Below are 14,141 nucleotides of genomic sequence, written 5' to 3'. Positions count from 1 at the left end.
AAAACGGCCGCTTCCTGATAGTCAGGAAGCGGCCGTTTTTTTGTGGACTCATAGCTCCTCCCCTACGGCCGGAACCGCGCTAAGTAGGGTGCCGTACGGCTTTTTTTGGATTTGGCTACTTCGGCGGGCTGGCCGGCTACTACCACTTGGCCGCCTTCGTCGCCGGCGCCGGGGCCCATGTCGAGCACCCAGTCGGAGGCGGCTACCACGCGCATGTCGTGCTCCACTACGATGACGGTGTTGCCGGCTTCTACGAGGCGGTTGAGTTGGGTAAGCAGGCGCACCACGTCGGCGGGGTGCAGGCCGGTGGTGGGCTCGTCGAGCACGTAGAGCGACTGGCCGCGCTGGGCCTTCTGCAGCTCGGTGGCCAGCTTGATGCGCTGGGCTTCGCCGCCGCTGAGCTCGGTGGCGGGCTGGCCCAGGCGCAGATAGCCGAGGCCCACTTCGCGCAGCACCGTGAGGGCGCGCTGCACGGTAGGCTCGTCCTCAAAGAACTCCCAGGCGGCGTCTACTGTCAAGCCCAGCACCTCGGCAATGTTCTTGTCGCGGTAGGTGATTTCCAGGGTTTGGGCGTTGTAGCGGGCGCCGTGGCAGACAGGGCACGGCGCGTACACGCTGGGCAGAAACAGCAGCTCCACCATCACGAACCCTTCGCCCTGGCACTTCTCGCAGCGGCCTTTGGCCACGTTGAAGCTAAAGCGGCCGGCGTCGTAGCGGCGCTTGCGGGCGGCGGGCGTGGCGGCGAACAGCTTGCGCACGTGGTCGAATAGGCCGGTGTAGGTAGCCATGTTGGAGCGCGGCGTACGCCCAATCGGCTTCTGATCCACGCGCACCAGCCGCTTGATATTCTCCAGCCCAGCTACGATGCGGCCGCCAGTTGCGGGAGTGGCGGCGCGTTCCAGCGGGTCGGACGCTTCGTCTTCTTCCGATACCAATTCGTGGCCCAAGTGCGCGGCCACCAGTTCCACCAGCACCTGGCTCACGAGGCTGGACTTGCCGGAGCCCGACACGCCTGTAACGGTGGTGAGCACGCCCAGCGGAAACTGCACGTCGAGGCCGTCGAGGTTGTTGCGCCGGATGCCGGCCAGCTGCAGCCAGCCTTGCGGCTCGCGGGGCGCGGCGGCCGGGGCCGTGGTGGGCGTGGGGTACAGGAAGTGGCGCGTCTGGGAAGCTTCCACATCGGCTAGGCCTGCTGGCGGGCCGCTGTAGAGGATTTCGCCGCCCAACTCGCCGGCGGCGGGGCCTACGTCTACCAGCCAGTCGGCCTGGCGCACCACGTCGAGGTTGTGCTCCACCACGAACAGCGAGTTGCCGGCCTGACGCAGACTGGCCAGCGCCGAAAGCAGGGCTTCGGTGTCGGAAGGATGCAGGCCGGCGGAGGGCTCATCGAGCACATACACCACCCCAAACAGGTTGGAATACAGCTGCGTGGCCAGCCGCAGCCGCTGCAGCTCGCCCGGCGACAACGTGGGCGTGCTGCGCTCCAGCGACAGATAGCCGAGGCCCAGATCGAGCAGCACTTCCAGGCGGGCGCACAGATCCTGCGCGATGCGGTGGGCTACTTCGGCCTGCTCTGGATGGGCGGCATCGTGGGTTTGACGGGCGGCGGTGCCACGGGCATAAGGCTGCAGCAGCGCCGCCACGCGCTTGAGCGGCAGGCTGGAGAAGTCGGCAATGTCGAGGCCGGCAAACGTGACGGCCAGGGCTTCGCGCCGCAGCCGCTTGCCGTGGCAGGTAGGGCACTCCTGGCTGAGCATGTACTGCAGAGCGCGCTTCTTCATGAGCGGACTCTGGGTGGTGGCAAACGTATGCAGCACGTGGCGCCGGACACTCGTGAATGTGCCCATGTAGTTCGGCGGCTCGCGGCGTTTCACGGCCCGCTGGGTTTCCTGGGGCGAGTAGCCGGGGTACACGGGCACGACGGGCTGCTCCTCGGTGAACAGAATCCAGTCGCGTTGCTTTTGGGGCAACTCCTGCCACGGGATGTCCACGTCGTAACCCAGCGTCACGAGGATGTCGCGCTGGTTCTGGCCGCCCCAGGCCTGGGGCCAGGCCGCAATGGCCCGCTCCCGGATGGTGAGCGTGGGGTCGGGCACCATGCTTTGCTCGGTCACTTCGTACACGCGGCCCAGGCCGTGGCAGGTGGGACAGGCACCCTCGGGCGTGTTGGCCGAAAAGCCTTCGGCATATACAATACCCTGTCCGGCCGGATAGTCGCCGGCCCGCGAGTAGAGCATGCGCACCAGGTTGGACAGCGTCGTCACGGAACCTACCGACGAGCGGGTGGTGGGCGTGCCGCGCTGCTGCTGCAGGGCCACGGCCGGCGGCAAACCTTCAATGGCATCCACCTCGGGCACGGCCATCTGGTGGAACAGCCGCCGCGCATACGGCGACACCGACTCCAGATAGCGGCGCTGGGCTTCGGCGTAGAGCGTGCCAAAGGCCAGACTAGATTTGCCGGAGCCCGACACGCCGGTAAACACCACCAGCGCATCGCGCGGAATATCTACGCTGACGTTTTTGAGGTTGTGCTCCCGGGCGCCGCGCACGCGCACGTAGCCGGCTTTGGGGTCGGGGGAAGAAGAGGAAGATGGGGTAACTGCCATGTACGGAAAGAAAGGTGCCGGGATTGCGCGGCCGCATCTGCGTATACTTGCTGCGCCGCCGGCAGGTTAGTGGCGGGCCGCTGCTTTAGGGCTGCGGGAGTAGTTTTGCGCCGTAAACATATCCATCCGGCCCTGGTTCGTAGGGCCAAACCTGCCTTCCTGCTATGCCGCTCCGCTACTTTCTGTCGATAGTCTTTCTGCTTCTGCTGCAGCTGCCGGGGCTGGCCCAAAGCACCGGCGTGCTCAGCGGCACCATCCGCGACCGGGCCACGCAGCAACTGCTGCCGGGCGTGACGGTGGCGCTGGAAGGCACCAGCCTGGGCACGGCCTCCGACGAGCAGGGCCGGTTCCGGCTAGCTGATATTCCGACGGGCAGCTACAACGTGCGGGTGTCGTTTGTGGGCTACGAGCCGCTGCTGCGCGCCAACGTGGTCATCACCAGCGGCAACGCCAACATCGTGAGTTTGCAGCTGGCACCGGCGGCGCAGGCGCTGGGCGAGGTGCAGGTGACGGCCAGCCGCGCCATCCGGGTGGCTACGGCCGAAACGCCGCTGAGCGTGCAGCGCCTCAACGTGGAGGAAATCAAGAGCAACCCAGGCGGCAACTTCGACATCTCTAAGGTGGTGCAGGTGCTGCCCGGCGTGGGCGGCGGCGGCACGGGCGGCACCGCCGGCTTCCGCAACGACATCATCATCCGGGGCGGCGCGCCCAATGAAAACGTGTATTACCTCGACGGCATCGAGGTGCCCGTCATCAACCACTTCCAAACCCAGGGCAGCGCCGGCGGGCCGGCGGGCATGCTCAACGTGAGCTTCATCGAGGACGTGACGCTGAGTACCTCGGCCTTCGAGGCGCGCTATGACAACACGCTTAGCTCGGTGCTGCAATTCCGGCAGCGCGACGGCAACCCCGACCGAATCCAGGGCAACGTGCGCCTGAGCGGCACCGAAGTGGCCGGCACGCTAGAGGGGCCGCTGGCTAAGAATACCACGTTTCTGGCTTCGGTACGCCGCTCCTACCTACAGGTACTGTTCAAGCTGATTGACCTGCCCATCCGGCCCGACTATTGGGACTCGCAGTTCAAAATCACCACCAAGCTGGGCCCCAAAACCACGCTCACGGCGCTGGGGCTGGGTGCGCTGGACCACTTCGAGGTGGCCGTGCCGCGCAAGTCCACGCCCGAAAACACCTACACCATCCGCAACACGCCCACCATCGACCAATGGAACTACACTGTGGGCGTGAGCTTGCGGCAGCTGCTGGAGCGCGGCTACCTCAACCTAGCCCTCAGCCGCACCCAGCTCAGCAACCAGGCCGATTTCTTCGAGGGCGGCACCGCGTTTCAGGGCGACGAAAGCCGGCGGGTGTTCCAGACCCGCTCCGGCGAGGTGGAAAACAAGCTGCGCCTCGACATCAACCGCAGCCTGGGCAAGTGGCAGTACGCCTACGGGGCCGTGGGCCAGCTCATCAGCTACGACAACCGCTACTTCAACCGCCTGCGCCAGGCCGTGCTCAACCCCGACGGCTCGGTGCAGCAGCCGGCCGTGAACGTGCGGTTTCAATCCGACCTGCAGTTTGCGCGCTTCGGGGCGTTTGCCCAGGTGACGCGGCCGTTCCTCACCGACGACCGGCTGACGGTGTCGGCGGGGCTGCGGGCCGATGGCAACTCGTTTACGGAGGGCGGCGCCAACCTGCTGCGCACCCTCTCGCCGCGGATGTCGGCGTCGTATGCGCTGGCCTCGCGCTGGAACCTCAATGCCAGCATCGGGCGCTACTACAAGATTCCGCCCTCCACCCTGCTCGGCTTCCGCGACAACGCCGGCCAGTTCGTGAACAAGCCCAACCGCTACATCGGCAGCACGCACTACGTGGCGGGGCTGGAGTTTCTGCCCTCGGCCAGCCGCCGCTTCACGGTGGAAGCCTTCTGGAAGCAGTACGACCACTACCCCGTCAACACCCGCGACGGTATCAGCCTAGCCAACCTGGGCGGCGACTTCGTGGCCCTCGGCAACGAGGCCGTGACCAGCACCGGCCGCGGCCGGGCCTTCGGGGGCGAGTTTTTCTTTCAGCAGAAGCTGACCCGCAACCTGTTTGCCGTGACGTCCTACACGCTGTTCCGCAGCGAGTTTACGGGCCTTGATGGCCGCTACAAGCCCTCGGCCTGGGACACGCGCCATCTGGCCTCGGTGCTGCTGGGCCGCAAGTTCGGGCGGGGCTGGGAGCTGGGCGCCAAGTACCGGCTGGCCGGCGGCGCCCCCTACACGCCCTTCGACGACGCGGCCTCGCAGCAGAACTACCTCACCATCGGGCAGGGCGTGCTCGACTACGGCCGCCTGAACACGCTGCGCCTGGGTACCTTCCAGCAGCTGGATCTGCGCCTCGACAAGAAAATCAACCTGCGCCGCCTCACCTTCGACCTCTACGTGGACGTGCAGAACGTGCTGGCCCTGAAGTCGCCGGCGGCCCCCAGCTACACCTTCCAGCGCACCCCCGACAACGCCGACTTCGTGAGCACCGACGGCCAGCCCCTGCGCCCGGATGGCTCCAACGCCATACCCTTCCTGCTCGACAACAACAGCGGCACGGTGCTGCCCACCATTGGCTTCATCGTGGAGTTTTAGTTTCGGCAGCCTATAAAAAAGCCCGCGCCTTCCGGAGAAGGCGCGGGCTTTTGTTTTGCAGATGAAGTATCTATGCTTGGGTGGTTTCTCCCACGGTGGCGCGTAGCATGGAGTACAGCAGGTCGTCGGCGCCGCTGAGGCTGACGGGCAGGTTGCGTAACAGTTCGGTGGGTGTGGAATAGCCGGCCAGGGCCGGCAACGCCTCGGGTGCTACCGTATCGAAGGCCATCGACCAGCTGCCGAAGCTGCGGTGCGGAATGTCCTTGTCGGCCAGTTTCATCACGCCGGTGTGGCGGGCGTCAGTTTCTACTTTCTCGTAGAGCGCCTGCACAATGGCCTTGTCGCCTTCCATGATCTGCATGAACTGTCCGCCACCATATACCAGGGCACCGGTTATGCGTAGCTGCTCGTTGTTGCGGCGGCACTGTTCCAGAAGCAACGCCAGGTCGTCGTCGCTCATGGACTGCGTAGCGCTGCTCATATAAATGATGTGGTGCATGAATGAATCGGTGGTAGAGAACAGAGTGTAACCGGAGTCAGACAAAGCCCACCCCGGCGAAATGGGTGTTCTTTATACAAATTGTCCAACAATAGGGTTCACTCGCTTCCCACAAAAAGCGTTGGGTATTGGGGCTACGCATGTACCTACAGAGATGTTGCAGCTAGGCACCCTACAATATCACCTGGAGCTGCATGGTGGCCTCGGGGCGGTAGTTGAGGTTGTCGATGTTGGTGAAATCAGGGCGGGCGCGGTAGTTGAGCGTGATTTTGGCCTGGTGGCCGTCGAGCAGCACGTTCACGCCGCCGTCCAGAATGTGCACGTCCTGCAGGCGGCCGTCGGTGCGGCGCAGGCCCTCGTAGCGGCCGTGGATGTAGCCCGCGTAGGGCTGCAGGCGTATTTTGGGGCCGAGTAGTTTTTTGGGCAGCAGAAAGCCGGTCTGGACGGTTTGGGCGGTGCCGGTGCCGAGCATGGGCACCGAATTGCCACGCAATGCCGCCGAGCCGGTGCCGGGGTTTAGGGTGCCACCGTAGCGCACGTAGTTGGGGCCCATGCGGTAGTCGTAGGCGGCGGCGTACACGGTGAAGGCGGTCTGGTTGCGGGCGGTGGTGTCTACGGGCGTATCGAAGAAGATGTCGGCTGAGAGCACGCGCATATTGTGGCGGTTGTAGGGAATGTCCCAGGCGCGGGCGGGCTGCGGCGTGGGGTTGTCCAGGGGGCGCGAGTAGAGGCCGCCGGCGTGGTAGAGGAAGCCCGCCCCGATGTTGAACACGCGCTTGGCCCCAAGGTAATTGCCCACCGCAAACGGCACCAGGTTCAGCTCCTTATCCAGCAGCTCCACATCGAAATAGCCCTGCCAGATTTTGCCCCGGCTGCGCGGGTTGAACTGCGCCACGTTGGTAGCCAGCGTAGCCGGCGTGCTGCCGGTATTCGTGCGAAACGCGTCATTCACCGACAGCCGGTAGTCGAACTTCTTCACCCGCCCGCGCACGTACACCCCAATGCCCCGGCCGGTCTGGTCGATGGCGTCGAGGGAGGGCGACTGCACGCCGGGCACGTCGAGGGTTATCAGCGAAAAGGCGGCGAAGCTGGTCTGGCGCGAGATGCCGTTGTAGTAATGCAGGCCGCCGCCGGCGCTCATATACTGGCTCACCTTGTACTCCACCAGCGCGTCGTGGATGTAGAACTGCGGCTTTTTGCCGGGGCCGGTCGGTTCACCGGGCGCACCGCCCGCAATGGTGCTCTGCCCGTTGATGCCCAACTGCGTGACCACCAGAAAGCGCGGGTTCAACTGCGCCACCAGCAGCACCCGCGAGCGGCGGATACCAAAGTCAATCTGGTCACTTTGCGGCTCTTCCTCGGCCGAGAGCGTGCCCGAGTTGTTTTCGTTGTAGCGCACCCACAGCTGGTGGGCCGTCATGATGCGCACGTATTTGGAGCCGTCGGGCGAGATGCTGATTTTCATGCCGCCCGCGTACGGGGCCGATTTGGCGGGGGCCGGCACGGGTGCCGGGGCCGCTGCCGAAGCCGGATTCGGGGCCTTGCCGGTGGTGGGTGGCACGATAATCTGGGCGTGGGTCAGCGGGGCCAGCAGCAGCAACGTCGCCGCCAGCTTCAGGCGTAGAAAAGTTGTCATGTGGAAATTTAGGCTGGGGCAAAACAGGCAAGACGCGGCCCGTCCGCCCTGTCAGAGCAGAAAAAAACAGGAAAGGGAGATGTAGCGCGAACTTTGCAGTTCGCCTCCCCGCGTCGTTCGGGTAATGGTGGCGGCGCGGAGACGGTTCTGGCGGCGTAGAGTTGGTTTGAGCGGCGCGGGGACGCGCACTACAAAGTTCGCGCTACTACCGCCTCACGGCCTAAGCGTGGATTTCCACGCGGGGCAGCATAGCAGCCGGCTCGGGCTGTTGTTCTTCGGGCACCGAGCGGCCCTGCAGGGCCAGCTGGTGGCGGTTTTCGTCGAACTCGCCCTCACTTTTGGCGACCACCAGCGTGGCAATGCCGTTGCCGATGACGTTGGTGATGGCCCGGGCCTCGCTCATGAACCGGTCGACGCCTAGCAGCAGGGCCACGCTTTCCACCGGAATAACTTTGGTGGCGGCCAGCGTGGAAGCCAGCACGATAAAGCCCGAACCCGTCACGCCCGCCGCGCCCTTGCTCGTCACCACCAGAATGCCGATGAGCGTGAGCTGCTGGGTGATGGAAAGCGGGATATTGAAGGCCTGGGCCAGGAAAATCACGGCAATGGACAGGTAGATGGACGTGCCGTCGAGGTTGAAGGAATAGCCCGTGGGAATCACGAGGCCGGCCACCGAGCGGGAGCAGCCGTAGCGCTCCATCTTGTCAATCATGCGCGGCAAGGCCGACTCCGACGACGAGGTACCCAGTACCAGCAGAATTTCTTCCTTGATGAACTTCAAGTAGGGCCACAGCCGCAGACCGTAATAACGCATAATCAGGTTTAGGACCCCGAAAATGAACAGGAACATGGTGGCGTACACCACCAGCATCAGCTTGCCCAGCGGCAGCAGCGTGGCAATGCCGTACTTGCCGATGGTGAAGGCCATGCCCCCGAAGGCGCCCAGCGGGGCCAGTTTCATCACCATGGCCAGCACCTGAAACATGGCGTGCGAAAGGCGGTCGAAGGTGCGCATCAGCGGCTGCCCCTGCTCGCCCATGTGATTGATAGCCAGCCCAAACAGCACCGAAAACAGCAGCACCTGCAGAATATCGCCCTTGGCGAAAGCGCCCACCACGTTGTCGGGCACGATGTGGGTGAAGAACTCCACCCAGTTCATGTCGCCGGCCTGGGAAGTGAATTTGGCAGCTTCCTCGGCCTTTTTGCCATCCTGCATCACGGCCCGGGCGGTTTCCTGCACGCCCGCGCCGGGCTGGGTCAGGTTGGCCACCACCACCCCGATGCCCAGGGCCAGCGTGGTCACCACCTCGAAGTACAGCAGCGCCTTGCCGCCCACGCGGCCCACCTTTTTCAGGCTGCCCATGCCCGCAATGCCCAGCACCACCGTCAGGAAAATGATGGGCGCAATCAGCATTTTGATGAGGCTGATGAACGTGTCGGCAATGGGCTTGAGGGCCGCCCCGAAGGCCGGGAACAGAGCCCCTACCGCCACGCCCAGCGCAATGGCCGTGAGCACCTGCACGGTAAGGTTGGAAAACAGCTTTTTCATGAGGTGGGATGGATGGGATGGGAAGTCAGTTTAGAGGGAGTTGGTGAGCTGTACCTGTCGTCCAGAGCTTACTCAGGCGCTTCTCACCATGAAAAACACAGGTGTGAGACGGACATGCTAAGGTCCTTCGCAAGCTCAGAATGACAGCTAAGCCAGCTGGTCAGCTGCCGGATCAGTGTTGAGATGGGACGTTCTGGTGGTTTCGGCCATGCCCAGGAACACCAGCAGCGAAACGCCGATGCAGCCGGCAATGTACCAGTAGAAGTAGGCCTCGTGCCCGACGCCCTTGCTCCAGAGGGCCAGGTACTCGGCCGTGCCGCCGAATACGGCCACCGTCAGGGCGTGCGGCAGCCCGATGCCCAAAGCCCGGATATCCGTCGGAAACAGCTCGGCTTTCACTATCACGTTGATGCCGCTGTAGCCGCTCACAATCACCAAAGCCAGCAGCAGCAGCCCGAAAGCGGCCAGCGGCGAGGTGGTCTGGCTGAGGGCCGTGAGCAGCGGCACCGTACCCAGCGCCCCGCCCACCCCGAAGAAGATCAGCAAGGGCCGCCGCCCGATGCGGTCCGACAGCGCCCCGAACACGGGTTGCAAGGCGGCAAACACCAGCAGCGACAGAAAGCACACGTTGGTGGCGGCCTCGGGGGTCATGTGGGCGGTGTTTACCAGAAACTTGAGCATGTAGGTGGTGAACGTGTAGAACGCCAGCGTGCCGCCCATCGTGAGGCCGACCACCGTGAAGACGGCACGCGGATGGCGGGCCAGCACGCGCAGGCTGCCCCGCTGGTCTTCGGTGGTTTCGGGCTGGGCCGTGAAGGCGGCGGTTTCGTCGAGGTTGTGGCGCAAGTACAGGGCCACAACCGACAGCAACGCCCCAATCACGAAGGGAATACGCCAGCCCCAGGCTAGCAGCTGGGTTGGTTCCAGCACCCGCTGCAGCACCAACTGAATACCGAGGGCCAGCAGTTGGGCCCCAATAAGGGTGAGGTACAGAAAGCTGGAGTAGAAGCCGCGGCGGCGCGAAGTCGCCATTTCAGCCAGGTAAGTGGCCGACACGCCGTACTCGCCGCCCACGCTCAGGCCCTGCAGCAGCCGCGCCGTGAGCAGCATCACCGGCGCCACAATGCCCACGGTCTGGTAAGTGGGCGTGAGGGCAATCAGCAACGAGCCCAGCGACATGAGCAGCACCGACAGCGTCATGGACTGCTTGCGGCCCACTTTATCGGCAATGCGCCCGAACATCCAGCCCCCGATAGGCCGCATCAGAAAGCCTAGCGCGAAGATGCCAGCCGTCTGGAGCAGCTGGGCCGTGGTGTCGCCGGCCGGGAAAAACGAGGCCGAGAAATACAGGGAAAACGAGGAGAAAACGTACCAGTCGTACCACTCCACTAGGTTGCCCACCGAGCCGCTCAAAATAGCCCGCAGCCGCCGGGGCGATACCCGCTCCCCACGCCCCACCCCGGCCGGCGGCGCGGTAGTAGTCAGGTCGGCAGGAGAAACGGCGGTAGGCATGAGCGAGGCAGTTTTCGGCTAGTGAGTAGTTACTTACTGGTTGATGTAAGCAAATGACGAACTCAATCTTGAAGGAATTTTGAGGGAATGTTATGGTTTCTATGAAATTTTGCGCCGCTGACCACTTCATAAAGGACGTCATGCTGAGCTTGCCGAAGCATCTCGCGTGCTGATGTTGCTTCGCTAGCCTAGGGTTTAAGCCCCGGGCTAGTAAAGCGGTTGTCGTTCGACGATTTAGCAACATCAGCATGCGAGATACTTCGGCAAGCTCAGCATGACGTTCTTACTATTTTCCCCACTAGCTACTACCCAGCCGGAACCGGCGCGAAATCCAGCCGGATACGGTGCCAGCCCTCGGCGTAGGTGTAGCTGATGCGGTGGCCGTACAACTCACTGATGCGGCGCACGATGGCCAGCCCGATGCCGATGGAATCGAGGGCGGCGTTGCCTTTCTTGAAGCGGCCGAACAGCTCTTCCACCGGCGCAGTGGGCGCGTGGCCGGTGTTTTCCAGCAGCAGAAATTCCGGGGTGAGCTGCAGCTTGATTTCGCCGCCGGGCTGGTTGTGGCGGATGGCGTTGCTGAGCAGGTTGTTGAGAAGCAGCTGGGCCAGGGCCTCGTCAAGGGGCACCACCACGCCGGGCGCAATGTGCTGGGTGGTGCGCAGGTTCTTCATTTCGGCCAGATCGGCGAAGGCGGCTTCGGTGGCGGGCAGCAGCTGGCTCAGGTCGGTGAAGGTGCCGGGGCGGGTATCGAAGTGCTCCAGCTTGGCCAGCAGCGTGAGCGAGTGGTTGATGCGGCTGAGGCGCTCCAGTTCGTCGTGCATGGCCGTGAGCAGGCGCAGCTGCGGCTCCGTCAGCTCAGAGTCCAGCAGCAGCTCCAGCTTGGCCTTGATGGTGGCAATGGGCGTTTGCAGCTCGTGGGAGGCATTTTCAGAGAATTCCTTGAGGCCCTGGTAGTCGCTCTGGGCGCGGGTGGTCATGCGCAGCAGAAACTCGTTGAGCACGTTGAACTCGGTGGTGCGGCTGGGCTCCAAAGCAATGCGCTGCTGCTGACTGAGCTGAAACTGCTGAATGCCGCGCAGCGTCTGGGTGAAGGGGCGCAGAATCCGCCAGGAAATCACCTCGCTCAGAATCACCACCAACGCCAGCAGAAACACAAACGTCCAGGCAAACACCAGCATCAGGCCGGTCAGGTAGGCGTCGCGGGGCTCCACCACGGCCGCCCGGCTGGTCACGCGGTACACCTGCCCGCGCACCACCGGGTAGGTGGTCACGCGCACCATCCGCACTTCCGACTGCAACGCCGGCTCCCACTCGTTGCGCAGCCGCACCAGCGGCGCGTGGCGGGCCGTATCGGCGGGCACGCCGCGCGCCACCCACACGTTGGCCCGCGACGGATGCCCCGCGTAGCTACCCCCGCGCCGCAGCTGCCCCGTCACCACAGCGTTCAACCCCTCCAGCTTGCCAATAGTGGCCTGCGTGGCGCTCCGCGACAGGGCCGCGTACACAATAGCAAAGCCAATGCTCAGCACGAAAAACGTGATGATGGCGTAGGCCAGCGTGTAGCGGTAGTTCAGTTTCACTTGATAGTGGATAGGTAGATGACTGGACTGGAGGACTGGTTGAACTGGGGAAAAGAACGTCATGCTGAGCGGAGTGCAACAAAGTCGAAGCATTTCCGCTGCTTCGCCTGATGACTCACTAACCCAGGGTTTAAACCCTGGGCTACGGAGCGGATGTTACAGGCTACTAGTTGTGCCGCTTGTCGTCGTCAAACTCACCACTCACAAATTCACTCATCCACCACTCCGCCATCATTCCGGGGCGTTGAATTTGTAGCCGAAGCCGTAGACGGTGCTGATGTAGTCCTGACCGCCGGCGTCGGTGATTTTCTTGCGCAGGTTTTTCACGTGCTGGTATACAAAGTCCACGCTGTCGAGGTTGTCGGTGTAGTCGCCCCAAAGGTGGGCGGCAATGGCCTGGCGGCTCAGCATGCGGCCTTTGTTGTGGATGAAGTAGAGCAGCAGGTTGGTTTCCTTGCGGGTGAGGCTGAGCAGCTTGCCATTCACGCGGCATTCCAATGAGTCGAGGTCAGCGGTGAGGTCCTGGAACGTGAGGACGTTGTTTTTCTGGGGGCTGCGGCGGCGCATGATGGCCTTGATGCGGGCGTGCAGCTCGGGCAGCGGGAAGGGCTTGGTGATGTAATCGTCGGCGCCTTCGCTGAGGCCGGTGAGCTTGAAGTCCAGCGCGTTCTGGGCCGAGATGATGATGACGCTGCTATCCACGCCTTCCTTACGCAGCAGCTTGAGCAGGTTGATGCCGTTGCCGTCGGGCAACATGATGTCGAGCAGCACCACGTCGTAGGTGAACAGGACAAGCTTTTCGCGGGCCTCGTCGAAGGTGGCCGCCACTTCGCAGATGTAGTGCTCCTGCGTGAGGTAGCCCGCAATGCTGGCAGCCAGCTCAGCATGATCTTCAATCAGCAGGATTTTCATGTAGACTATATGGCACGGGTAAGGCGGCTAAAAATAGCGAAAGCAAGTCGCTCCAGCGTCTGCCAAGAGGCTGAGCTGGTACTACCTGCACTGGCATAATACGATTACAAGCCAGCCTCCCCAACACGGCGGGAGAACTGGCTTGTAGGATCACATCGGCGGCAAAACCTGCTTTACGCCGCTTTGAAGCGGTATTTCAGCCACACCACGTCGTTGTCGAGCTGCTGCATTTGGGCGAGGTGCAGACGGGTGGCGGGGCCTTTTTTCAGGTAGTCGCTCACTTCAAATGTGGTCGGCGACTGGAGCGTGCCGTCGGCAATGGGCAGCAGCAGCAAACTCAGCTCGTCGATCAGGCCGGCGTTTAGCAAAGAGCCGTTGAGGTGGCCGCCGCCTTCCAGCATCAGGGTTTCAATGGGAAACAGCGTGGCCAGCTGCTTCAGGGCCGAGGCAAAGTCCAACTCCTTCTTCCCCGCAAACAGGTACGAAATGTGCTGCCGCTGCAGGTAGTACAGGTACTCGTCGCTGACCTGCTCGGTGAGGATTTCCACGATATGGTCGCCGCCGGTGGCGTTGCTGTCCCAGCCCAGCTTACCGTGCGCGTCCACAGCCACGGCGAAGGAAGTGGCCTGCGCGTCGCCGATGAAGGGCTCCCGGGCAATGGGCTGCGGGGCCGGCTGCAGGTCGGGCTGCACGCCGCCCGAGAAGTCGCGCTCCATGGTTACGCGGCCGCACATCCAAGCTTGGCTGGTGAAGGTATCGTGGTATTTCTCGAAGTAGCCAGAGTAGGTTTTGGTCAGGGCTTTGTCCTGCCAGTTGGCGGTCAGAATCTTTCCGTCCACCGAGGACATCATGTGGCAGATTACATAGGGTCGTTTCATAGTAGGCCTTCAACGGAAAAATGGCCCGTTGGGTGGCTAGGACCGGCAAAAGCTGGAAATACCGGCCCACTGACTTGGCTGCCGCATTTCATAGGCCCTCACTCCCCGCCCCCTTCAGCACTGCTGAAAAAAACAAAACCCCGTTTGCGTCTTGCAAACGGGGTTTTATCGTAAAAATGTAGAGAGGATGGGATTCGAACCCACGATGAGCTTTAGACCCATACACACTTTCCAGGCGTGCTCCTTCAACCACTCGGACACCTCTCTAGGTGCGGTAAGGTGGCGCAAAATAACACCCGTTTTTCCGGATACACAAGCCCCGGCCGCAATTCGGGCGCAGAATCT

General features: G+C 63.1%; 9 protein-coding genes and 1 tRNA gene. 1 reads left to right on the top strand and 9 read right to left on the bottom strand.

What is annotated here, in order from left to right; translation table 11 throughout:
- Positions 1 to 62: 62 nt before the first annotated feature.
- The gene (gene uvrA, locus O9Z63_RS04515; protein WP_270128132.1) at positions 63 to 2,606 is read right to left on the bottom strand and encodes an excinuclease ABC subunit UvrA; all 2,544 of its coding nucleotides are present in this window, start codon (positions 2,604 to 2,606) and stop codon (positions 63 to 65) included.
- Between the two features lie 164 nt (positions 2,607 to 2,770).
- Here uvrA and O9Z63_RS04510 point away from each other — a divergent pair, with 164 nt between their 5' ends.
- On the top strand, positions 2,771 to 5,227 hold the full coding sequence (locus O9Z63_RS04510; RefSeq protein WP_270128131.1) for a TonB-dependent receptor: 2,457 nt from the start codon (positions 2,771 to 2,773) through the stop codon (positions 5,225 to 5,227).
- 70 nt (positions 5,228 to 5,297) lie between these two features.
- On the opposite strand, the gene O9Z63_RS04505 is transcribed toward O9Z63_RS04510, so the two are convergent.
- The 8 genes from O9Z63_RS04505 to O9Z63_RS04470 form a co-directional block, all read right to left on the bottom strand.
- Positions 5,298 to 5,726, bottom strand: coding sequence for a BLUF domain-containing protein (locus O9Z63_RS04505; protein ID WP_270128130.1), 429 nt, complete (start codon positions 5,724 to 5,726; stop codon positions 5,298 to 5,300).
- 172 nt (positions 5,727 to 5,898) lie between these two features.
- A complete protein-coding gene (locus O9Z63_RS04500; RefSeq protein ID WP_270128129.1) occupies positions 5,899 to 7,362 on the bottom strand; it encodes a hypothetical protein in 1,464 nt (487 codons plus the stop codon).
- Positions 7,363 to 7,582: 220 nt separating this feature from the next.
- Entirely contained in the window at positions 7,583 to 8,911 is a 1,329-nt protein-coding gene (locus tag O9Z63_RS04495) for a dicarboxylate/amino acid:cation symporter (RefSeq protein WP_270128127.1), read from the bottom strand.
- A 147-nt stretch (positions 8,912 to 9,058) separates the two neighbouring features.
- A complete protein-coding gene (locus O9Z63_RS04490; RefSeq protein WP_270128125.1) occupies positions 9,059 to 10,423 on the bottom strand; it encodes an MFS transporter in 1,365 nt (454 codons plus the stop codon).
- Positions 10,424 to 10,728: 305 nt separating this feature from the next.
- Positions 10,729 to 12,006, bottom strand: a complete 1,278-nt coding sequence (locus O9Z63_RS04485; protein WP_270128123.1) for a sensor histidine kinase — start codon at positions 12,004 to 12,006, stop codon at positions 10,729 to 10,731.
- Positions 12,007 to 12,237: 231 nt separating this feature from the next.
- Positions 12,238 to 12,918, bottom strand: coding sequence for a response regulator transcription factor (locus tag O9Z63_RS04480; RefSeq protein ID WP_270128122.1), 681 nt, complete (start codon positions 12,916 to 12,918; stop codon positions 12,238 to 12,240).
- Between the two features lie 173 nt (positions 12,919 to 13,091).
- Entirely contained in the window at positions 13,092 to 13,796 is a 705-nt protein-coding gene (locus tag O9Z63_RS04475; protein ID WP_270128121.1) for a RibD family protein, read from the bottom strand.
- A 179-nt stretch (positions 13,797 to 13,975) separates the two neighbouring features.
- A tRNA-Ser gene (locus O9Z63_RS04470) sits at positions 13,976 to 14,063 on the bottom strand.
- Positions 14,064 to 14,141 lie beyond the last annotated feature (78 nt).

Origin of the sequence: Hymenobacter yonginensis, from assembly GCF_027625995.1 — a bacterium.
GTDB classification, from domain to species: Bacteria; Bacteroidota; Bacteroidia; order Cytophagales; family Hymenobacteraceae; genus Hymenobacter; species Hymenobacter yonginensis.
This window is presented reverse-complemented; position numbering and strand designations above follow the sequence as displayed.

Bases quoted from the DNA above. Each gene is read 5' to 3' on its own strand.
- uvrA (WP_270128132.1), bottom strand. From the start codon at position 2,606: ATGGCAGTTACCCCATCTTCCTCTTCTTCCCCCGACCCCAAAGCCGGC.
- O9Z63_RS04510 (WP_270128131.1), top strand. From the start codon at position 2,771: ATGCCGCTCCGCTACTTTCTGTCGATAGTCTTTCTGCTTCTGCTGCAG.
- O9Z63_RS04505 (WP_270128130.1), bottom strand. From the start codon at position 5,726: ATGCACCACATCATTTATATGAGCAGCGCTACGCAGTCCATGAGCGAC.
- O9Z63_RS04500 (WP_270128129.1), bottom strand. From the start codon at position 7,362: ATGACAACTTTTCTACGCCTGAAGCTGGCGGCGACGTTGCTGCTGCTG.
- O9Z63_RS04495 (WP_270128127.1), bottom strand. From the start codon at position 8,911: ATGAAAAAGCTGTTTTCCAACCTTACCGTGCAGGTGCTCACGGCCATT.
- O9Z63_RS04490 (WP_270128125.1), bottom strand. From the start codon at position 10,423: ATGCCTACCGCCGTTTCTCCTGCCGACCTGACTACTACCGCGCCGCCG.
- O9Z63_RS04480 (WP_270128122.1), bottom strand. From the start codon at position 12,918: ATGAAAATCCTGCTGATTGAAGATCATGCTGAGCTGGCTGCCAGCATT.
- O9Z63_RS04475 (WP_270128121.1), bottom strand. From the start codon at position 13,796: ATGAAACGACCCTATGTAATCTGCCACATGATGTCCTCGGTGGACGGA.